Here is a 19,916-nt window from a genome sequence, read left to right as displayed (position 1 = left end):
CTGCCTGATGCAGTAATGCGCTGCATCTCATGTCGCCGCCTGATCGTGGGCCCGGCGGTAGCTATTTCCGGAGGACCGAAGGTGAATTTCAAGCGCAGTGGTGCTCTGCTCGGCGTAGTGGCCGTGGGTGCTATGACCTTGGCAGCATGTGGCAGCGACAACAACGCATCGTCGAGTGGTGTGGACACATCCGCTTCGACTGCAACATGTGAAGGCAAGGAAAAGATCTCTGCGGCTGGTTCATCGGCGCAGAAGAACGCGATGGATCAGTTCGTCGCCACGTACATCGCTGTCTGCCAGGAAAAGGGCAAGACAGTCAACGTTGCTTACAACCCCAGTGGTTCGGGTGACGGCCGCACCCAGTTCATCGCCGGCCAGATCGACTTCGCCGGCTCCGACTCGGCGATCAAGGACGAGCAGGCGGACAAGGCCAAGGAGCGTTGCGTCGGCGGCGAAGCCTGGAACCTTCCCCTCGTTTTCGGTCCGATCGCGGTGGCCTTCAACCTCGACGGCGTCGACAACCTCGTGCTCAATGCCGAGGTTCTTGCCAAGATCTTCAACGGCGGCATCACCAACTGGAACGATCCGGCCATCGCTGCCCTCAATCCGGACGCGAAGCTTCCCGATCTGAAGGTCACGCCCGTGATCCGCTCCGATTCCTCGGGAACCACGGACAACTTCCAGAAGTACCTCGAGGCAGCATCGAACGGTGCCTGGACCTCGGGTGCCGGTTCTGACTTCACCGGTGGCGTCGGTGAGGGCGCCAAGGGTTCGGCCGGAGTCGCTCAGGCAGTTTCGACGGCACCGGGCTCCATCACCTACGTCGAGAAGTCGTTTGCCGATCAGAACAAGCTGTCGATGGCCGAGATCAACACGGGCACCGAAGCTGTTGCACTGACCAATGACACTGCTGCCGCGTCGATCTCCGGCGCGAAGTTCAAGTCGGACGCAACCGGCGACCTGACGCTCGACCTCGCGTCGATCTTCAAGACCAACGAAGCCGGCGCCTACCCGCTGGTTCTCGCGACGTACTCCATCGTCTGCTCCAAGGGCTACGACGCTGATACGTCTGCCGCTGTGAAGTCGTTCCTGACGAGTGCCGCGAACGAGGGACAGGCCAACCTTGCCGAGCAGGGTTACGTCCCGCTGCCGGCAAACGTGCAGGACCGTCTGAACGCGTCGATCTCAGCCATCGGCTGATTCGACCGCGGACTCGTACGGACAAGCCCATGGATCTACATTCAAACGTGAAGGAATGTGAGCGCACATGAGCGACGCGCCCATCACATCAGCATCTCGTTCCTCCGGCTCCGCAACCAGCGGAGCCGGGGTGGGCGGTCCGAACGGCATCACGGAGGACACGATTACTTCCATCAAGGCTTCAGAAGTCGAGCAGCCACCGAAGGACGACGGTCCGGCCGGCGGTAGCAGCAAGACCGTGACCCGACCGGGTGACCGCATCTTCAGTTCGCTGGCTTCGGGTTCGGCCATCTTCATCACCGTAGTCATCGCGGCGATCGGTGCCTTCCTGATCTGGCGCGCCGTCCCTGCGTTGAGCCGCAACCAGGTCAACTTCCTGACCAGCCGTGAATGGGTCACGCAGGACATCAACGCGATGGCGTTCGGTGTTCTCGACCTCTTCCAGGTCACGGTCCTGGTGTCGCTGTTCGCTCTGGTGCTGGCGATGCCGATCGCGCTCGGTATCGCGATCTTCCTGACGTCGTACTCGCCTAAGTGGCTCACGCGTCCGCTGTCCTACACGATCGACCTGCTCGCGGCAGTCCCGTCCATCGTCTACGGACTGTGGGGCCTGCTCGTGTTCGCTCCGGCGATCACTCCGGTTGCCGTGTGGCTCAACGACACTCTCGGCTGGTTCCCCCTCTTCGCCGACGGCAGCGGTTCCATCACCGGCGGCGGCACCATCTTCACCGCCGGCATCGTGCTGGCCGTCATGATTCTTCCCGTCATCACCGCGGTGACCCGCGAGGTGTTCATCCAGACCCCGCGCTCGCAGATCGAAGCCGCACTCGCGCTCGGTGCGACCCGTTGGGAAGTTGTGCGCACCACCGTCATTCCGTTCGGTAAGTCCGGCTACATCAGCGGATCGATGCTCGGTCTCGGTCGCGCACTCGGTGAGACCATGGCCCTGTACCTGATCCTGCGCACCACCTCGCAGGCATTCGGCTGGTCCCTGTTCGACGGCGGATCGACCATCGCCTCCAAGATTGCCCTCGGTTACGCGGAGTTCAACAACGACATCCAAGCGGGTGCGTACATCGCAGCCGGTCTGGTGCTGTTCGTCCTGACCTTCGTGGTCAACGCTGCTGCCCGCGCCGTGATCGCCGGAAAGAAGGACTGACCCATGAGCACCACTCTGGACCGCCCGGTCAAGGCGCCCACCTTCCAAGGCGTCGGAGCAAAGCGTCGGGCCACGGACGTCACTGCGACGATCCTGGTCAGCCTCGCCGTTCTGGTTGCCCTCATTCCGTTGGTCTGGGTGCTCTACACGGTGATCGCAAAGGGTCTGCCCGCGTTGACGTCTGCGACCTGGTTCACGAACTCGATGAGCGGACTGACAGCGTCGGCGTCCGGTGGCGGTGTCTATCACGCACTGGTCGGCACCTTGATGCAAGGCATTGTGTGCGCGGTCTTCTCGATCCCGCTCGGAATCTTTGTTGCCATCTACCTGGTGGAGTACGCAGACCGTAAGTCCAAGCTCGGCAAGCTCACGACCTTCATGGTCGACATCCTCAGTGGTGTTCCGTCCATCGTGGCCGCGCTGTTCATCTACGCACTGTGGATCGCGACGTTCGGATTCCCCAAGTCGGCATTTGCCGTCTCGCTCGCGCTGGTGCTGCTGATGGTCCCGGTCGTCATCCGATCCACCGAGGAAATGCTTCGCATCGTTCCCATGGACCTGCGTGAGGCGTCGTACGCGCTCGGTGTTCCCAAGTGGAAGACCATCTCGAAAATCGTTCTGCCGACGGCACTTCCCGGCATCATCACCGGCGTCATGCTGGCCCTGGCCCGCGTACTCGGTGAGACCGCGCCGCTGCTGATCCTCGTCGGCTATGCACCGTTCATCAACTTCGACCTGTTCAACGGCGAAATGGGCACGCTGCCTTCGCTCATGGTCGCCGAGATGAACAACCCGACCGACGCCGGCACCAACCGCATCTGGGGTGCCGCCCTGACTTTGATCCTGCTGATCGCGATTCTCAACATCGTCGCCAAGCTGATCGGTCACTTCTCACAGGTCCGCAGCAAGTGACGCGGCCACAGAACATGTTTGTACTCGACAGCATTAACAACTCAGTAGGGAGCCGGTAATGGCCAAGCGTCTGGATCTCAAGGACGTCAACATCTACTACGGCAAGTTCCACGCCGTTGCCGATGTCGGCCTCTCCGTCCCACCTCGGAGCGTCACCGCGTTCATCGGTCCGTCCGGTTGCGGTAAGTCGACCGTGCTCCGGTCCCTCAATCGCATGCACGAGGTCATTCCCGGTGCGCGCGTCGAAGGTTCCGTGTTGCTCGACGGTGAGGACATCTACGGCTCCAACGTCGATCCGGTCGGCGTTCGCAAGACCATCGGCATGGTGTTCCAGCGACCCAACCCGTTCCCGACCATGTCCATCAAGGACAACGTCGTCGCCGGGTTGAAGTTGCAGGGTGAGCGCAACAAGAAGCGCCTCGACGAGGTTGCCGAGCGGTCCCTGCGCGGAGCCAACCTGTGGAACGAGGTCAAGGATCGCCTCGACAAGCCCGGTGGAGGACTCTCAGGCGGCCAGCAGCAGCGTCTGTGCATCGCGCGGGCCATCGCGGTCTCGCCCGACGTCCTGCTCATGGACGAGCCGTGCTCGGCTCTCGACCCCATCTCGACTTTGGCGATCGAAGACTTGATCACCGAACTCAAGAAGGACTTCACCATCGTCATCGTCACGCACAACATGCAGCAAGCTGCTCGCGTGAGTGATCAGACCGCGTTCTTCAACCTAGAGGCAACCGGCAAGCCGGGTCAGCTCGTCGAGATCGACGACACCGAGAAGATCTTCTCCAACCCGACGCAGAAGGCCACTGAGGACTACATCTCGGGCCGCTTCGGATAAACCGCTTCGGATAGACACTGCACGACCATGTTTCACCCCCGTTTCCAACAGGAGACGGGGGTGAAACTTTTTGGTGGTGGTGATAGTTCCCACTTCGGCCCGCAGTGCCGAGCATCGTTGGGCGCGCGAATAATTCGATGAGCAGCGCAAGTGCGTCCATCGGGCGGCGGAGTGGCCGACAGTGTGAATCTCGTAGATACTGGCGACGCTTCGGGCAATGCTAATCTCGCCCAACAGTGTGCTGTCGAATCTGCGTCGTCAGCACAGTGCCAGATCATTTTTCGTTCCACAACCGGAAGGGCTAGTCAGTGCACCTCACCCCTTCAGATACCGAAAAGCTGCTGTTGAGCGTTGCGGGCATGGTCGCTCGCGATCGACGCGAGCGCGGGGTACTTCTGAATTACCCCGAAGCGATGGCGCTGATCTCGTGTTGGATTCTCGAGCGGGCGCGTGACGGTATGACGGTTGCGGAACTGATGAACGCCGGTCGCCAGGTGCTCACGCGCGACGACGTCATGGAAGGGGTACCCGAGATGATTGCAAATATCCAGGTGGAGGCCACTTTCCCGGATGGTCGCAAGCTGGTCACCGTGACGGAGCCCATCCGATGATTCCCGGCGAAGTGCGGGTGTCTTCCGAACCGCTCGAGTTCGGCGCAGATGCTCACAGGATCACGCTTGTTGTCGTCAACGACGGCGATCGACCTATCCAGATCGGATCGCATCTGCACCTCCCGGCGGCCAACCCGGCGCTGACATTCGATCGCAAAGCGGCCGACGGGTTTCGGCTCGATATTCCGTCCGGGACCTCGGTGCGTTTCGAGCCCGGCGTCTCTCGCACGGTGACGCTGATCGAACTCGGTGGACTCAAGCGAGTTCCCGGCCTGCAGATCGGATCCGGCGACCAACTGCCCACCCATGCGCGCGAACCCAAACCGGTGTTGCCGTTCGGGACACCGGGCGTCGAGGTGGAGGAACCGCTTCGGGCGTCGTCGGTGAATGTTCGCATCAGTGACATCGCGGCCACGGATGGCGCAGTAGCGACAGACGACGCAGCGCAGAGTGACGACACAGACGAGGTGACCGCGTAGTGAGCACGATGGATCGGCGTGGATACGCGTCGCTGTTCGGCCCCACCGCGGGCGACCAGATCCGGTTGGCAGATACCGACATCTGGATCGAGATCGAACATGACTACACCGCAACCGGCGACGAAATGGTGTTCGGCGGTGGCAAGAGCATCCGTGAATCCATGGGGCAGGGCACAACCACCCGGGATCAGGGCGCACTCGACGTGGTCATCACCAATGCGGTGATTCTCGATCACTGGGGAATTGTCCGGGCAGACGTCGGAATTCGTGACGGCCGCATCGTGGCGATCGGGAAGTCGGGTAACCCCGACATCATGAACGGCGTGCATCCCAAGCTGCTCATCGGACCGAGCACCGACGTGATCGCCGGGGAGGGAAGGATTCTCACCGCTGGGGCGATCGATACGCACGTTCATATTCTCAGTGAGATCGAGATGCTGGAAGCGCTCGCCACCGGCACGACAACAATTGCCGGCGGTGGAACCGGACCGACCGAGGCCACCAAGGCCACCACGGTCACCCCCGGTGCGTGGTCGCTCACGATGATGCACCGCGCGCTCGACCACATTCCGCTCAACGTGTTGCTCCTGGGCAAGGGCAGCACCGTCAGCCACGAGGCGCTTCGTCAGGAAGCGCTCGCCGGGGCCGGTGGATTCAAGGTGCACGAGGACTGGGGTTCCACCCCCGCCGCGATCGACGCAGCCTTGCGCGCTGCCGACGAATTCGGTCTCCAGGTGGCACTCCATGCCGACAGCCTCAACGAAACCGGCTACGTACAGCACACTTTGGACGCTATCGCCGGTCGAGGCATTCACGTATTCCACGCTGAAGGCGCAGGCGGTGGGCACGCTCCCGACATTATCGTGACGGCCGGTGAAGCGAATGTTCTTCCGGCATCGACCAATCCGACGTTGCCGCACACCGTCAACACGGTTGCCGAGCATCTCGACATGCTCATCGTGTGCCACGCGCTCAACCCCCGGGTGCCGGAGGATCTTGCGTTCGCAGAGTCTCGTATCCGCCCGACAACCATTGCGGCAGAGGATTTCCTGCACGATATCGGCGCAATCTCCATCACGTCGTCCGACGCTCAGGCCATGGGCCGGATCGGTGAGGTGACCCTGCGAACCTGGCAGGTAGCGCACGTGATGAAGGCGCAGCACGGCAAGCTGGGCTCGTCGATGCCCGCCGACAACGAGCGTGCCCGTCGATACGTCGCGAAGTACACGATCTGCCCGGCAGTGGCGCACGGTATCGATCACGAAATCGGTTCGGTCGAGGCCGGCAAAATGGCCGACCTGGTCCTGTGGGATCCCGCGTTCTTCGGCGTGCGCCCGGCCGCGGTCATCAAGGGTGGCGCGATAGTCGCTGCGCCGCTGGGAGATCCCAATGCCGCGATTCCGACCCCGCAGCCGGTGTTCGTGCGTCCCGCAATGGCGTCCGCACCGGGTTCGGCTCCACACCTGTCCACAACCTTCGTCTCCCCGATGGCAATCGAGGACGGGTTGGCAGGCCGACTCGGGCTCACTCGCACGCTCACCGCGATCCGCCCGACGCGTCACCTCACCAAAGCCGACATGCCGAACAACACGGCACTACCGTCCATCGACGTCGACCCGGAGACCTTTGCCATCAAGGTCGACGGTGATCTGATTCAACCCAATCCCGTCGATGTAGTGCCGATGGCTCAGCGCTACATGCTGTTCTGATGCCCGGTGCGAGTTGAGATGATGTCCGCCGAGATAGCGTCGATGCTCCTGGCAGACGGGCGTCTGCCTACCGGTGGGCACGCGCACTCGTCCGGGCTGGAACCGGCATTGGCGGCCGGCCTGCACCAAAGTCAGGTTCCGGATTTCATTCGAGGTCGACTCGAGACGGTCGGGCTGGTCGAAGCCGCCGCAACGGTGATCACGCGGCGCTGGGCCGTAAGTGAGGGTAGTGCAGGTGAACTCGAGGCCATCTCGAACGAATTGCTCGCTCGCACGCCCAGCGCGCCGCTGCGTGAGGCGTCCATCCAGCTCGGACGTGGGCTGGCCAGGTTGGCGTCGCGGTTGTGGCCGGGGCACCCCGCGGTGAAACTTCTCATGGCGCTACCGGGGCATCCGATGCGGCCGTTGGCATTGGGAGTGTTCACCGCCGTCTCCGGCATGGACGATCTGGCGGCGGCGCGATCTTGCCTGTACGACGACGCGCAAACCGTCGCGTCGGCGGCGCTGAAACTACTGCCGGTAGATCCGGCAGAACCGGTCGAATGGCTGCTTCGGGCGGCCCCGACCATCGAGACCGTCGCCGCGGCAGCCGTCGCGGTCGAGAGTGCCTCGGCTATACCTGCAACAACAGGACCGTTGGTCGAACAATGGTCACTCGAACACCACGCTCGATCCAGGAGGATTTTCCGTGCTTGACAATCTGAACACAACCACCGATACCGCAACTGCTGCAAGAGGTTTGAGGCTCGGTGTTGCCGGCCCGGTCGGCACTGGCAAAAGCACCCTGATCGCCACCATCTGCCGCGAGCTCGCGTCGGAGTTCGAGATCGCGGTTGTCACCAACGACATCTACACCGATGAGGACGCGCGACTGTTGCGCGCCGCAAACGTCCTGCCGATCGAGCGCATCGTCGCAGTCGAGACCGGGGCGTGCCCGCACACGGCGATCCGTGACGACGTGACACCCAATCTGATTGCGGTGGAAGACCTCGAGCGCGAATTTCATCCCCTCGACATGGTGATCGTGGAGAGCGGCGGCGACAACCTCACTGCGACGTTCAGTCCCGCACTCGTCGATGCGCAGATCTTCTGCATCGATGTTGCCGGCGGCGGCGATGTCGCGCGTAAGGGTGGACCCGGAATCGAGCGCGCAGATCTGTTGGTGGTCAACAAGATCGACCTGGCTCCGTATGTCGACGTCGATGCCGTTCAAATGGTTGCCGATGCAACAGCAGCACGCGACGGACTGCCCGTCCTCGCGCTCAGCCAGAAGGACCACGCCACGATCGATCAGCTCAGCGCGTGGCTGCGCAAGGTCATCGCGGCTCACCGCGAGGGCAATCATGTGCCCCAGGACCCGGGACCGATGGCACCGCACTTCCACGCCGATGAAGAAGACCACGACCACGGACACGGTCACGGGCACAGTCACTCTCACGCTCACTGATGACTGCGGGAGCTACGCGGGTCGTCGTCGAGCGAGTGGGCGGCACCGCTGTTGCCAAAGAGTTGATCTCCGGGGATTTCCTGGCGCCACGCCTGGTGAGTGCTCACGGGTTGCACGTGCGCGTTGCCCTGGTAGGACACAGCGCGACACTGTTGGCCGGCGACGACCTACGCATCGAGTTCGACGTGGCGCCGGGAGCGTTCCTCGAGGTGCTCGAGCCGTCCGGCACCGTGGCGTACAACGCCCGCGGCGGTCACGCATCGTGGACGGCTTCGGCGACGGTGGGTGCCCGCGGCGCTTTGGTATGGCGAGCGGCGCCCTTCGTGGTAGCCGGCGGCGCGGATGTCGCTCGGCGAATTGACATTTCGCTGCAGCCGGACGCGGTTGCCCTGCTCGACGAGATGGTGGTGTTCGGCCGTACCGGTGAGATCGGTGGCGCACTGCGTTCGGATCAGCGCATCACCGTCGACGGGACGCCGCTTCTGGTGGAGACTCTGGACTTGCGAAGTGTTCCCGATCGTTCCCGTCCCGGTGTTCTGGGAGGACATCGGGTTATCGGCACCACCATGTTGCTGGGGATGAAGACCTCGGACGCGGCCGAGGGGCATGTGAGCCCCCTGGCCGGTCCGGGCATGCTGGCCCGGGCTGTTGCAGACCAGGCGCATGAGGTGTCTGCGGCCTTGGACCACATCAGCTTGGATTGGCGTGCACGCGTGGCGAGTCGGTTCACGGAGGACTAGATTCCTGCCGTGACGTAAGACTCCGCGCGAGACTCTCACACCTGGAGGCCGTTGTCGTCCAAGATGAGGAGAGAGGCGAACGTCGAGGAGACATCATGCGGATAGCAGTGCTCGGTGGGACAGGTTTGATGGGCAAGCTCGTAGTTGCGGAAGCCGAGGCGGCGGGCCACGACGTGGTGATCGCGGCCCGCTCGACCGGCGTCGATATCAGCACTGGTGCCGGGCTGGCCGGAGCTCTCGCGGGTGTCGACGCGGTTGTCGATGTCAGTGACCACGTCACCAACAGTGCAAAGAAGGCCGTCGCATTCTTCGAGGCCGCGGCGCAGAACATTGCCGCAGCAGAGAATGCGGCAGGAGTAAAGCACCATGTTGTGCTCTCGATCGTCAACTGTGACGATCCGCGATTGAAGGCATTCGGGTACTACCAGGGTAAGGCTGCGCAGGAACGCGCAGTCAGCGCGTCGGGCATCCCGTTCACGATTCTGCGATCCACGCAGTGGTTCGAGTTCGGCGAGAAGACGGTGTCGCTCATGGGTTTCGGCCCGTTGGCCCTCGTACCGCGAATGAGATCGAAGCCCGTCGCTGCCAAGACCGTTGCGAAGGCGTTGGTGCAGGCAGCGGAGAAGGGGCCGTCGGGTCGCACTGCTGATCTCGCCGGTCCGGAAGTCCTCGAGATCCCGGAGATGACGAGGAAAATACTGCGTCGTCGAGGCACGCGGAAGTTGCTGATCCCGGTATCCATGCCAGGAGCAGGCAAGGCAATGCGCAGCGGTGCTCTCCTGCCGGGAGCGGACTCGATCAGCGCCGGGCCGACGTTGGACGAATGGCTGGGTTCTCACTGAAGGGACATAACAGAAAGGCGGCCACGCACATGCGCGGCCGCCTTCTGCTCGTGACGGGGAGTGGTTACAGATCCGGGTAGGCGGTCAGTTTGTCGACCTTTTCGGTGGATTCGGGCTCTTCGGGCAGCTTGCCGGTAACGAGGAAGATCACTCGGCGTCCGACCTCGACAGCGTGGTCTGCAAAGCGCTCGTAGAAGCGACCGAGCAACGTGATGTCGACTGCCGCTGCAACCCCGTACTTCCAGTCACGATCCATGAGGACCGTGAACAGGTGACGGTGCAGGTCGTCCATCGCCTCGTCCTCTTCGCGCAGACGGGCTGCACGCTCGGGATCACGGGTCTCGAGGACTTCCTTTGCCGCGGCACCGATACTGACGGCGATGCGGCCCATCTCGGCGAAGTAGCCGTTGACGACCTCGGGGAGGACGTGGTTGGGATGGCGACGACGCGCAATCTTGGCGACATGCAGGGCAAGGGCGCCCATGCGGTCGATATCGGCGACGATCTGGATTCCGCTGACGACGGAGCGGAGATCGCCGGCAACGGGAGCCTGCAAGGCGAGCAGCGCGAAGGCGCGCTCCTCGCAAAGGGTGCTGAGTTCGGTGATCCGGTCGTGTTCGCCGATCACCTGCTCGGCCAGGGTCAGGTCTGCTTGGAGCAGTGACTGGGTGGCTCGCTCCATGGCGGTGCCTGCCAGTCCTGCCATCTCGCCGAGCAAGTCTGCAAGCTCGGTCATCTGTTCGTTGTAAGCCACGCGCATGAGGTCAGAGCCTACGTGCAGTGAAAGACCAAGTCACAAGCGACAGGTGAACGCAAGGTGAATGATCACCGCAGCGTCGTGCGAAATGATTACCGCAGCGTCAGATGCAGATGATCACCGCAGCGTCAGATGCAGGCTGTGTCTCCGGCGTTGACTGAGGCAATGTCGGAGGGCAGTGACGTCGACACGCTGGTGTCCACCGATGACGGTTCTGCGGACAACGAGGTTCCCGGATCTGCCGGCGCTACGACTGTGCCGGAAAAATCGCTGCCGATGACAAGTTCGACCATGTCGCCCATGCTCGGGGTGAGAACGAGTACGGCTCCGGGAATTGCGGATGCGACGGTGGCGGCCTCGGCTTCGTAACCGGCCGCATACCGCACCACAGTCGCTGAGGCCTGGACATTGGCCAGTCCCGTCGCTGCACTGAAATTCCCGATCGTGGAGATCTGGAATCCGTATGCAGCAAGTTGGTCGGCAGCGGTCGCGGCCTGGCCCGAAACACCTGACGCGTTCGAAACGTCGATGTAGATGTTGTACGGACTCATTGCCGACACGAGTGTTGCCTCGGGCACCGGCGTCGTGGCGGTGGAGGGCGCTGAGCTGGTCGATGTCTTGTCGGTATCTGTGTCACGCTCTTCGCCCGGAAGCGGCTCGTCGTCGATGATTGCCTGGAACAGTGCTTTGATCTCGTCGGTCCGGGGGATTTCATTGCCCCAGTCGTTGGTGCCGTCGGTGGGCACGGTCAGGAAGGTGACGGCGCCCGCATCGACGTTCTGCAATGATCGACCCAGCGTGACCAGGGATTTTGTATCGATGTTCTCGACAAACGTGTCCTGCGTGAATGCGTTGATGAACCCGTTGAGCTTGCTGGGATTGAGCAGCACATTGTTGGACAGTGCCGAGCGCAGCAGCGCGGACAGGAACTTCTGTTGCCGCGTGATGCGCCCGTAGTCGCCGTTGCCCTCGGCTTCGACATGCCTGGCGCGGACGTAGTTCAGCGCGGTCCGGCCGTCGAGTACCTGGTTTCCGCTGTTTGCGAGGACAGTGCCCAGAATGCCGTCTTCGATGGGAACCGGGGTGCAGATGTTGACCCCGCCAACTGTGTCGACCATGCTCTCGAATCCGGCGAAGTCCATGCCGACGAAGTGGCCGATCTTGAGTCCGGACATTTTCTGGATGACCTTGACCAGACACTTCGGGCCACCCAGGGCGTAGGTCGCGTTGAGTTTGTCGCCAGAGGCAGCGGGGAAGGACTCGCTGGTGTACGTCCCGGAACTGTTGTCCCAGCCCTGGCAGACCGGCCGGTCGACGTCGAGGTCGCGGGGAAACGAGACGGCGACGACGCGGCTGCGGTCGGCGGGGATGTTGACCAGCATCACGGTGTCGGCCCGGGCGCCTTCGGCGTCCTCGACGGTGCCGGCGCCGATCTCACCACTTGCGCCGGCCCTGGTATCGGTGCCGACGATCAGATAGGTTTCGTCGCCGAGCTGGCCGCCCGCGTCGACGATGTCGTCGGAGTTGGTGTCGAGCGCAGCGATCTGCTCGAACTTTCCTTCGGTGGTGCGAAGGTAGCCCCAGACGACGCCAGTCATGGTCAGTGACATCACGGCAAGAAATGCGACCGCGGATCGGCTGAACGTCTTCATACGCTGGCGGCGTCGAATCTTGTTCAGCGCAAGCCGACTACCACCGGTTTCGCTGACGACACGCGGAGAAGCGGAGGATGGCGGGTCGCTGCTGATCCATTCGGCCGCGGCCGGTGCGATCGGTGGGGGAGGCAGCGGCTTTTCGGGGGGCAGCGGTTTGTCGGGGGGCCTGATGGGAGGCCTCGAGTCAACAGGTGGCGCTGCCGGGCTGCTCTTTTTCGGGGCCGGCGGTTCGACTACACGCTGGCCGGCTGTATCGCCGACTCGTTGGACGAGTTCTGCGACGGAGATGCTGTCGCTCGGTGGTGCGTCACGTCGACCGAATCGGCCGAAGCGTTCACTGCCCCGACGCTCTGACGGCGGGGCGTCGGACTGTGGCGCGCCAGTGGGTTCGGGTTTAGACGAACGACGATTGCGGTATCGCTGATCTGCGAGGGGGCGCTCCCACGGGGCGCGGCTTTCGGGCGAAGGCGGGCCCGAGTCGTGATCATCACCCACCGATGCAACCTGTCTCGTCGTTGACTGCCGATACGGACAGTGCGTCTCTTGTCGTGCGCCGTCCAACTGCTGTTGACGAAGCTGGAGCCATATTACTGGTGGATCCTGAGTTATTCACTCAGAAACTTGGCGAATTGCCCGAATTCACAGCAATGCGTTATCCGCCCGAATGCATGATGTCCGCTCCGACCGGCACCAGATCGTCCTCGGGATCATCGAGCCAGCCCTCGGGCAGGGCGACCTGACCGGGGGAACCCTGCCGGCCGCGGGGACCTTCGGCGTCCTTCGGGAATGGAACGGAGCTGTCCAGCTGGGCCAGCAGTTCGTCGAGTTCGGTCAGGGTGCTGACCAGTGCCATCGACACGCGCAGGTCCGACCCGACCGGGAATCCGCGCAGATACCAGGACACGTGCTTGCGGAGTTCACGCAAGCCCTTCATCTCGCCGTGGTGTGCGGCGAGGAGCTGGGCGTGGCGGGCGATGATCGTGGTGACCTCGCCGAGCGTCGGAGGCGTTGCGATGGGCTGACCGTTGAGAGCCGCGCTGAGCTCTGCAAACAGCCATGGACGGCCCAGGCATCCGCGTCCGACGACAACGCCGTCACAGCCGGTCTCGTCCATCATGCGGGCGGCGTCGGACGCGTCGAAGATGTCGCCGTTTCCGAGAATCGGAACGTCGGGAACGTGTTCCTTCAGGCGGGCGATCTCGTTCCAGTCGGCCGTCCCGGAGTAGCGCTGCGACGCGGTGCGCGCGTGCAAGGCAATTGCGGCGGCGCCCTCGGCAGCGGCGATGCGACCCGCGTCGAGGTGCGTGTGATGGTCCGCGTCGATACCGACGCGCATCTTCACCGTGACAGGAATGTCGGTGCCCTCGGTGGCGCGAACGGCAGCTGCGACGATCTGTCCGAACAGTCGACGCTTGTAGGGGAGCGCGGAGCCGCCACCTTTTCGAGTGACTTTCGGCACTGGGCAGCCGAAGTTCATGTCGATGTGGTCGGCCATGTTCTCGTCGACGATCATTTTGGCCGCAGCGTAGGTCGTGTCCGGGTCGACGGTGTAGAGCTGCAGGGACCGCGGAGTCTCGGTGGGGCCGAAGGTGGTCATGTGCATGGTGGCCGGCTGGCGCTCTACGAGCGCGCGGGCAGTGACCATCTCACACACGTAGAGCCCGGAGGTGCTGCCTGCACGTTCGAGTTCGAGTTCACGACAGAGCGTGCGGAAAGCGACATTGGTGACGCCGGCCATGGGCGCGAGGACCACGGGGCTGTGCAGCTCGAGTGAACCGATACGAAGGGAAGACATGACTACCTCTGAACAAATATTTCTGACAAGTGAAAGTGCCCGGTACCGAATCCGGTACCGGGCACAGAATAGCTGGTGAAACTAAGAGGCCTGCTGTTCACGCTTGGCGGCTTCGCGGGCGAGCATGCGATCGCGCTGCTCCTCGAACTTTGTCGCCTGGGCGGCAAGTGTCTCGAGGAAGGCAGCCAGTTCTTCGCGAGTGTTCTCGCCTTCGGCGCTGAAGTCGTTGCGCTCGAAGATGTTCCACTTGCGCAGAACGGGCCAGATGACCTCGTCGAGGTGCTGACGGAGATCGTAGATTCCGTGCTTGGCCATCAAAACGCCGTTGCGACGGAAGTTGGGCATCCCAGCACCGGGCATCTGGAAATTCTGCACGATGTTCGACACGGACTTCAGTGTCTGATCAGGTGCAAGATCGAGAGCGGCGGCACAGATGTTGCGGTAGAAGATCATGTGCAGGTTCTCGTCGGCGGCGATGCGCTGAAGCATCTTGTCGGCGATCGGCTCGTTGCAGGCCTTGCCGGTGTTGCGGTGGCTGACGCGAGTCGCGAGTTCCTGGAAGGTGACGTACGCGACAGAGTGGAGAACGCCGGCTCCGTCGTCCGGGATGGGCGGGTTGTAGCCGGTGATCATGTGTTCCATGCGGTAGCGCTCGAGCTCGACGGGATCGACGGCGCGCGTGACAACCAGGTAGTCGCGCATCACGATTCCGTGGCGATTCTCCTCGGCGGTCCAGCGGCCGACCCAGGTGCCCCAGGCTCCGTCCTGCGAGAAGTTCTCGGCGATCTCGCGGTGGTACGACGGCAGGTTGTCCTCGGTGAGGAGGTTGGTGATCATCGCAGCTCGGGCGACCTCGCCGAGCCGGGATTGTTCGAGACTCCAGTCTTCGCCGCCCATGGCTGCGAAGTTGCGACCCTCGTCCCACGGGACGTAGTCGTGCGGGTGCCATTCCTTTGCCATGGAGATGTGCCGGTTGACGTTCTCTTCGGCAACCGGCTGCAGTTCTGTCAGCAGTTCGAGCTGCGTCAGAATCCTCGTCATTTATTTGCCTCCGTGTTGAGTGAATGCCCGACTTCGCTCCAGCCTACGGTACCGTAGGTTTGGCCTGATCGACATGAACTGATCCCCCTGCGCGAATGTTACCGAGTCGTAGCCAGCGTACGTGGACGGAAGATGGACGCAGTCTGAATTGTCCGATGCGTTCCATTCGCTTGTTGCCGAGATCATACCTGCCGGTTTGGCTGTACGTGTGAGTTTCAGGACCACATATTTTCGCGGACAAAATCACGGAAATCGCGCGCTGGCCTCGACAATTCCCGATTCTCGGTCCAGACAAGCCCGATCTTGCGTGTTGCGCCGGCAAGGGGAACGAACACGATTCCCTCTGCCCAGATGGGCGGATCCTGAATCGGCATGACGGCCACGCCCAGGGATGCGGACACCAACCCGCCCACAGTTGCCAGCTCACTGCTCTCGAAGACGAAATCCGGGGTGAATCCGGCCGCGGCACACATCTCGTCGAGAATTCGCCGCATGCCGAAGTCCAGCTGCATTCCGATGAATTGCTCGCCCGCAGCGTCGGCCAGATCGACCTCGGGCAGGTCCGCGAAACGATGTCCGAGCGGAACGGCGAGGGCAAGTTTTTGCTGCGCTATCTGAGTCCATGCGAGTCGAGGGTTGTCCGGCTGCGGCGACACAAGCGCCAAATCGGCGTCGCCGGTGATAACGCGATCACTCAGGAACTGCGCTCGATCCTGATGGAGTTCGAAGCGAACACCCGGATGTTCGGTTCGATATGCCCGAATCATGCGCGGAATCAACCAGGTTCCGAACGAATGGAGGAAGTCGAGTCGCACCGTTCCGGTGTCTGGCCCGGCCAGGGCGTCGATCTGGCGCAACGCGGAATGGAGTGTGTTCAGGGCGCTGGTTGCATGTTCGTAGAGGATGCGGCCGTACCGATTGAGTGTGAGCCGACGGCCGTGTCGGTCGAAGAGCGGCACACCAACGGATCGTTCGAGCCGTGCGAGTTTGCGAGAGAGCGTGGGCTGCGACAGGTGAGTGATATCCGCCGTCGCCGTGACCTGTTGGGTTTCAGCCAGCACGACAAACCACTCGAGATCGTCCGACAACATCACAGGTGGAAGCCTATATGTCTCGGAGGTATGTAGAACAGCAAATTAATGCATTTTCTTTTGTTGTCATGGGCGCGGAAGATTCTTGCCGGAGGTCGTGTCGATGAGCATGTCGGTAGAAATCAGCGCAGGAACAGAAGCCGGCGCAGGAATCGCGTCGTACCGCCGGGGATCCGCCGGATACCGCGCGGTGACGCTTGCATTGTTTGCAGCGGGTTTGACGACATTTGTGTCGATGTACTCGGCTCAGGCACTACTGCCTGCGTTTTCGCACTCTTTCGGAGTCTCGCCCGCGGTTTCGGCCCTGTCCGTTTCGGTGACCACTGGCATGGTTGCATTGGCGATCATTCCGGCGAGTGCATTGTCCGCACGCTTCGGCCGGACCCGCGTCATGATCTTCTCGGCAATCACGTCGTGCGTGATCGGTCTCCTGCTGCCGATGAGTCCGACAATCGAGATTCTGCTGGTGGGCCGAGCGTTCCAAGGCGCTGCGCTGGCGGGAATTCCGGCGGTTGCCATGGCGTATCTCGCGGAGGAGATCGACCCGAAGGATTTAGGCGCAGCGATGGGGCGCTACGTTGCGGGCACCACCGTCGGCGGATTGATCGGACGGTTGATCCCGGCTGCAGTGGTCGACGTAAGTTCTTGGCACTGGGCGCTTTTTGCGGTCGCACTGCTCTCGACGGTCTTTGCGATCGTCATGACCAGGACCCTGCCGGAGTCGCAATTCTTCCAGCCACAACCGGTATCTGTGCGACGGCTAATGTCGAATCTGCGCGTTCACCTTGCGAACTCGGCGCTGCGGACGCTTTTCGCGCTGGGTTTCATTGTGATGGGCGCATTTGTTTCCGTCTACAACTTCCTCGGGTTTCGTCTCGCTGCAGCACCTTTCGGCCTGTCCGAGGCGGTGGTGGGGCTGGTATTTCTGTTCTATCTCGCGGGAACCGTGACATCGACTGCGGCCGGCGCTGCCGCGGACAGAGTTGGGCAGCGGTGGGTGTTGCTTGGCTCCGTATCGGTGACAGCGCTAGGTCTCGCGTTGACCGTCCCCGACAACCTCGCGCTGACGTTGGTGGGGATGTTGCTCTTCACCGGAGGGTTCTTTGCCGCGCATTCCGTAGCCAGTGGGTGGGTCGGCCGACTTGCCCGAGTCCATCGGGCGGAAGCGTCGGCGCTCTACCTGTTTGCCTACTACGCCGGTTCATCCGTTGCCGGCGTTCTGGCAGGTTCAGCCTTTGCGGTGGGCGGCTGGAATGGCGTCAGCATCTTTGTCGCCTGTTTGCTTGTGGTGGCAATGGGATTGTCGCTGAGGATGTTTCGGTCCACCAGGGTTGACTGATTCCAGTTGCGGCGGCACTTCGGCCGCCGCAACTGGGGTTATCGCCTACTTCTTGCCGCCGCCGAGGAGTCCGCCCAGCAGATCGCCGATGCCGCCGCCACCGGAGCCGCCGAGGAGACCGCCGAGTGCTCCGCCGATGCCGCCGCTGGAGTTTCCGCCGCCGAGAAGTCCGCCCAGAAGATCTCCGATGCCGCCGCCCCCGGCAGCCTGCGTCTGAGCTGCCGATCCGCCGCCTGTGAACTGCTTGGCGAGGTACGCCAGCACGATCGGCGCGAGAATCGGGAGTAGCTGCTTCACCAGATCGTTTCCGCCGCCGACGCTACCCAGCGTGCTGGCCACCTGATCGGTGTTGTTGCCGAAGATGTTTGCCACGATCTTCTGACCGTCAGCGGTGTCGACCTTGCTGATGTCGATGCCGTCGTCGAGGATCGTGGTGTTGGCGTGCGACTGCAACGCGCTTTCGAGCGACGCCGCGCCGGCCTCGCTGTCGGCATTGGCGCCGAGACCGCTGACCAGCGTGGGAAGTGCCGATTTCACAGCAGTTTCCGCGGTTGCCTGATCTACGCCGAGTTGCTGCGCGATCTGGTCGATCGGGATCTGTGAGAGAAGGTCGTCAAGCGAAGCCATTCGATGCCCTACTTTTCTGGGGTCCTACTTGTCAGCACCCGGTTGATGCAGACACTAGTGAATGTTCGAGACCGTCGGTAGCTCGGATGTTGCGGAGGTGTCATCGTTGGGTTTTTTCTCGGGGGACCAGACATACGAGAAGCGCAAGTGCGAGGCCGCCGACGGTCAGAATGAATCCTGTCTGATTCGTCAGGATCGTGGAGTAGTTTTCCCTGATGATGTTGTCGAATTGCTCATTGACGCGGTAATAGAAGGTGCCAAGACTGGCGAGTCCGACAATCACTCCGATCCACGCCGCGAGGCGTGAACCGAACACTGCCGCAATCAAGATCGCCACGCCGGACCCGAGAAGAAGAATCATCATGGATCGGTAGAACGGTGCGGACTGATCGGCGATCTGCTCGATAGCCCAGCCGGCTGGAAAGCCATCTCGTAAGTCTTCGAGACGGACATCTGCGGGTTTCACTCCGGCCAATATCGACATGAACGAGCCGACCGTCACGGCGATACCGCAGATCAGCAGAACCACATGTACAAACGTGCGCATATCACTCTCCCGAAGGATCGGTGAACGTCTAACGCGGTCGAGTTACGAGCCTAGCGACGACGCGCGTGCTTTCGACAGGCTTTTCCTGGACGGCCTGAGTTGACCATGCACAATGTCACCATGGCGGACAATATGCGTCGACTCGAAGAGATCTCGCTGAGCCTTCCCGAAGCACAGCGCGTCGACATCGAAGCGTGGGACGGGCATCCCACCTTTCGAGTGCGTGGCAAGAACTTCGTGTTCTGCAACGCCGATGCCACGTCGCTCACGATCAAGCTGAGCAAACCGGAAGCCGAGGCGGTGGTCGCGACCGAATCACGAGCAACTGCGGCAGGGTACGGGTTGGGTCGGCACGGTTGGGTTGCTCTCGATCTCAGTGGCAGGATCGAGGGAGAGTACTGGGATCAACTCGAGGAATGGATCTACACCTCGTACACCCTGGTTGCGCCGAAAAAGCTGGCTCGAATAGTGCTCGACGGGGATGCTGCGGGCGGTAACCCGATAGATTCGTGACGACACGTACGCCGATTAGACGAGGATTGGTCATGACGACACAGCAAGCACCATCGGCTGCCACGACATCCGGCATGCCGCCATGGGCGAAAAAGGCCATCATGATCGGCGTGGCGGCCGTCGTTCTGGTCATCACCTACTTCATTCTCGCCGCGTACCTCCCACGCTGGTGGTCTCAGCGGATTGCGTCGCTCGCCGACGGCAGTTTCAGTGGCGGCATTGCGTGGGGCGTGATGTTCGGACTCGTGTGTACGTTGGTCCCGCTGCTCTTCTTCCGCGCAATCTGGCAGGTGCGGAAACGGAAACATGCGCGGCCGATGCAGATCGGTGCTTTGGTGCTCGGTGTGATTTTTGCTTTGCCCAACTTGCTGACGCTGAGCATCGTTCTCGGAAACAGCAATGCTGCGCACGCCGGCGAGCGAGTCCTCGACGTCGACGGTCCTGGATTCCGCGGCGCCTCGGTACTCGGCGCGATCATCGGTGTCGCGCTGTTCGTCGGCATCGTGTTCCTGGGCTACAGGTACAAGAAGCGTGGCAAAGAAATCGACAAGATGCGCGGCGACCTGAAGCAGCACGAACCGCAGAGCAAGGGCGAGGCTCCGGCTCCCGAAATGTGA

The 19,916-nt window shown here is 62.3% G+C and carries 21 protein-coding genes; 14 read left to right on the top strand and 7 right to left on the bottom strand.

Annotation, left to right across the window (positions count from 1 at the left end; translation table 11 throughout):
- Positions 1-81 precede the first annotated feature (81 nt).
- The 11 genes from pstS (at position 82) to EEB13_RS24440 (ending at position 9,934) form a co-directional block, all read left to right on the top strand.
- Positions 82-1,200 (top strand): phosphate ABC transporter substrate-binding protein PstS, encoded by a 1,119-nt coding sequence (gene pstS, locus EEB13_RS24490; RefSeq protein WP_033233966.1) that lies wholly within the window; start codon positions 82-84, stop codon positions 1,198-1,200.
- A gap of 67 nt (positions 1,201-1,267) precedes the next feature.
- Complete coding sequence (gene pstC, locus EEB13_RS24485; protein ID WP_033233967.1) at positions 1,268-2,359, top strand: phosphate ABC transporter permease subunit PstC; 1,092 nt, start codon at positions 1,268-1,270, stop codon at positions 2,357-2,359.
- Between the two features lie 3 nt (positions 2,360-2,362).
- Positions 2,363-3,271 carry a phosphate ABC transporter permease PstA gene (pstA, locus tag EEB13_RS24480; protein WP_141486471.1) on the top strand — a complete coding sequence of 303 codons (909 nt, stop codon included), beginning with the start codon at positions 2,363-2,365 and terminating at the stop codon, positions 3,269-3,271.
- 58 nt (positions 3,272-3,329) lie between these two features.
- Complete coding sequence (pstB, locus tag EEB13_RS24475) at positions 3,330-4,106, top strand: phosphate ABC transporter ATP-binding protein PstB (RefSeq protein ID WP_033233969.1); 777 nt, start codon at positions 3,330-3,332, stop codon at positions 4,104-4,106.
- 308 nt (positions 4,107-4,414) lie between these two features.
- Positions 4,415-4,717 carry an urease subunit gamma gene (locus EEB13_RS24470; RefSeq protein WP_033233970.1) on the top strand — a complete coding sequence of 101 codons (303 nt, stop codon included), beginning with the start codon at positions 4,415-4,417 and terminating at the stop codon, positions 4,715-4,717.
- Positions 4,714-5,196 carry an urease subunit beta gene (gene ureB, locus EEB13_RS32340; RefSeq protein ID WP_092806423.1) on the top strand — a complete coding sequence of 161 codons (483 nt, stop codon included), beginning with the start codon at positions 4,714-4,716 and terminating at the stop codon, positions 5,194-5,196. The genes EEB13_RS24470 and ureB overlap by 4 nt, the downstream gene beginning before the upstream one ends.
- Complete coding sequence (locus tag EEB13_RS24460) at positions 5,196-6,905, top strand: urease subunit alpha (protein ID WP_033233971.1); 1,710 nt, start codon at positions 5,196-5,198, stop codon at positions 6,903-6,905. Before ureB ends, EEB13_RS24460 begins: the two co-directional genes overlap by 1 nt.
- 21 nt (positions 6,906-6,926) lie before the next feature.
- Positions 6,927-7,601 carry an urease accessory protein UreF gene (locus EEB13_RS24455; RefSeq protein ID WP_261984642.1) on the top strand — a complete coding sequence of 225 codons (675 nt, stop codon included), beginning with the start codon at positions 6,927-6,929 and terminating at the stop codon, positions 7,599-7,601.
- The gene (gene ureG / locus EEB13_RS24450) at positions 7,594-8,352 is read left to right on the top strand and encodes an urease accessory protein UreG (RefSeq protein WP_095888309.1); all 759 of its coding nucleotides are present in this window, start codon (positions 7,594-7,596) and stop codon (positions 8,350-8,352) included. The genes EEB13_RS24455 and ureG overlap by 8 nt, the downstream gene beginning before the upstream one ends.
- Positions 8,352-9,092 (top strand): urease accessory protein UreD, encoded by a 741-nt coding sequence (locus tag EEB13_RS24445; protein ID WP_261984641.1) that lies wholly within the window; start codon positions 8,352-8,354, stop codon positions 9,090-9,092. Before ureG ends, EEB13_RS24445 begins: the two co-directional genes overlap by 1 nt.
- Before the next feature lie 95 nt (positions 9,093-9,187).
- Positions 9,188-9,934: an SDR family oxidoreductase gene (locus EEB13_RS24440; RefSeq protein WP_033233977.1), complete on the top strand. Its 747-nt coding sequence runs from the start codon at positions 9,188-9,190 to the stop codon at positions 9,932-9,934.
- Positions 9,935-9,998: 64 nt separating this feature from the next.
- Here EEB13_RS24440 and phoU read toward each other — a convergent pair whose 3' ends face one another.
- The 5 genes from phoU to EEB13_RS24415 form a co-directional block, all read right to left on the bottom strand.
- Entirely contained in the window at positions 9,999-10,694 is a 696-nt protein-coding gene (gene phoU / locus EEB13_RS24435; protein WP_033233978.1) for a phosphate signaling complex protein PhoU, read from the bottom strand.
- A gap of 125 nt (positions 10,695-10,819) precedes the next feature.
- The gene (locus EEB13_RS24430) at positions 10,820-12,841 is read right to left on the bottom strand and encodes an LCP family protein (RefSeq protein WP_141486469.1); all 2,022 of its coding nucleotides are present in this window, start codon (positions 12,839-12,841) and stop codon (positions 10,820-10,822) included.
- 157 nt (positions 12,842-12,998) lie between these two features.
- Entirely contained in the window at positions 12,999-14,141 is a 1,143-nt protein-coding gene (gene dusB, locus EEB13_RS24425) for a tRNA dihydrouridine synthase DusB (RefSeq protein ID WP_033233980.1), read from the bottom strand.
- Between the two features lie 81 nt (positions 14,142-14,222).
- Positions 14,223-15,182: an acyl-ACP desaturase gene (locus EEB13_RS24420; RefSeq protein WP_033233981.1), complete on the bottom strand. Its 960-nt coding sequence runs from the start codon at positions 15,180-15,182 to the stop codon at positions 14,223-14,225.
- A 215-nt stretch (positions 15,183-15,397) separates the two neighbouring features.
- A complete protein-coding gene (locus EEB13_RS24415; protein ID WP_172935980.1) occupies positions 15,398-16,273 on the bottom strand; it encodes a LysR family transcriptional regulator in 876 nt (291 codons plus the stop codon).
- A gap of 97 nt (positions 16,274-16,370) precedes the next feature.
- On the opposite strand from EEB13_RS24415, the gene EEB13_RS24410 reads away from it, so the two are divergent.
- Positions 16,371-17,612: an MFS transporter gene (locus tag EEB13_RS24410; RefSeq protein WP_410055783.1), complete on the top strand. Its 1,242-nt coding sequence runs from the start codon at positions 16,371-16,373 to the stop codon at positions 17,610-17,612.
- A 45-nt stretch (positions 17,613-17,657) separates the two neighbouring features.
- On the opposite strand, the gene EEB13_RS24405 is transcribed toward EEB13_RS24410, so the two are convergent.
- Both EEB13_RS24405 and EEB13_RS24400 read right to left on the bottom strand, forming a co-directional pair.
- Entirely contained in the window at positions 17,658-18,239 is a 582-nt protein-coding gene (locus tag EEB13_RS24405; RefSeq protein WP_033233984.1) for a DUF937 domain-containing protein, read from the bottom strand.
- Positions 18,240-18,339: 100 nt separating this feature from the next.
- A complete protein-coding gene (locus tag EEB13_RS24400) occupies positions 18,340-18,786 on the bottom strand; it encodes a hypothetical protein (protein ID WP_141486467.1) in 447 nt (148 codons plus the stop codon).
- 120 nt (positions 18,787-18,906) lie between these two features.
- On the opposite strand from EEB13_RS24400, the gene EEB13_RS24395 reads away from it, so the two are divergent.
- Together EEB13_RS24395 and EEB13_RS24390 are read left to right on the top strand one after the other, a co-directional pair.
- Positions 18,907-19,299 (top strand): MmcQ/YjbR family DNA-binding protein, encoded by a 393-nt coding sequence (locus EEB13_RS24395; protein ID WP_033234342.1) that lies wholly within the window; start codon positions 18,907-18,909, stop codon positions 19,297-19,299.
- A gap of 32 nt (positions 19,300-19,331) precedes the next feature.
- Positions 19,332-19,916, top strand: a complete 585-nt coding sequence (locus EEB13_RS24390; RefSeq protein ID WP_033233986.1) for a hypothetical protein — start codon at positions 19,332-19,334, stop codon at positions 19,914-19,916.

It is taken from the genome of Rhodococcus sp. WS3 (assembly GCF_003797085.1).
GTDB classification, from domain to species: Bacteria; Actinomycetota; Actinomycetes; order Mycobacteriales; family Mycobacteriaceae; genus Rhodococcus_F; species Rhodococcus_F globerula.
The sequence above is the reverse complement of the archived record's forward strand: the minus strand, read 5'-3'. Positions and strand labels throughout refer to the sequence as shown.

Excerpts from the sequence above, each read along its gene's own strand:
- pstC (WP_033233967.1), top strand. The coding sequence starts at position 1,268 with ATGAGCGACGCGCCCATCACATCAGCATCTCGTTCCTCCGGCTCCGCA.
- pstA (WP_141486471.1), top strand. The coding sequence starts at position 2,363 with ATGAGCACCACTCTGGACCGCCCGGTCAAGGCGCCCACCTTCCAAGGC.
- pstB (WP_033233969.1), top strand. The coding sequence starts at position 3,330 with ATGGCCAAGCGTCTGGATCTCAAGGACGTCAACATCTACTACGGCAAG.
- ureB (WP_092806423.1), top strand. The coding sequence starts at position 4,714 with ATGATTCCCGGCGAAGTGCGGGTGTCTTCCGAACCGCTCGAGTTCGGC.
- EEB13_RS24455 (WP_261984642.1), top strand. The coding sequence starts at position 6,927 with ATGTCCGCCGAGATAGCGTCGATGCTCCTGGCAGACGGGCGTCTGCCT.
- EEB13_RS24445 (WP_261984641.1), top strand. The coding sequence starts at position 8,352 with ATGACTGCGGGAGCTACGCGGGTCGTCGTCGAGCGAGTGGGCGGCACC.
- EEB13_RS24440 (WP_033233977.1), top strand. The coding sequence starts at position 9,188 with ATGCGGATAGCAGTGCTCGGTGGGACAGGTTTGATGGGCAAGCTCGTA.
- phoU (WP_033233978.1), bottom strand. The coding sequence starts at position 10,694 with ATGCGCGTGGCTTACAACGAACAGATGACCGAGCTTGCAGACTTGCTC.
- dusB (WP_033233980.1), bottom strand. The coding sequence starts at position 14,141 with ATGTCTTCCCTTCGTATCGGTTCACTCGAGCTGCACAGCCCCGTGGTC.
- EEB13_RS24420 (WP_033233981.1), bottom strand. The coding sequence starts at position 15,182 with ATGACGAGGATTCTGACGCAGCTCGAACTGCTGACAGAACTGCAGCCG.
- EEB13_RS24415 (WP_172935980.1), bottom strand. The coding sequence starts at position 16,273 with ATGTTGTCGGACGATCTCGAGTGGTTTGTCGTGCTGGCTGAAACCCAA.
- EEB13_RS24405 (WP_033233984.1), bottom strand. The coding sequence starts at position 18,239 with ATGGCTTCGCTTGACGACCTTCTCTCACAGATCCCGATCGACCAGATC.
- EEB13_RS24400 (WP_141486467.1), bottom strand. The coding sequence starts at position 18,786 with ATGCGCACGTTTGTACATGTGGTTCTGCTGATCTGCGGTATCGCCGTG.
- EEB13_RS24395 (WP_033234342.1), top strand. The coding sequence starts at position 18,907 with ATGGCGGACAATATGCGTCGACTCGAAGAGATCTCGCTGAGCCTTCCC.
- EEB13_RS24390 (WP_033233986.1), top strand. The coding sequence starts at position 19,332 with ATGACGACACAGCAAGCACCATCGGCTGCCACGACATCCGGCATGCCG.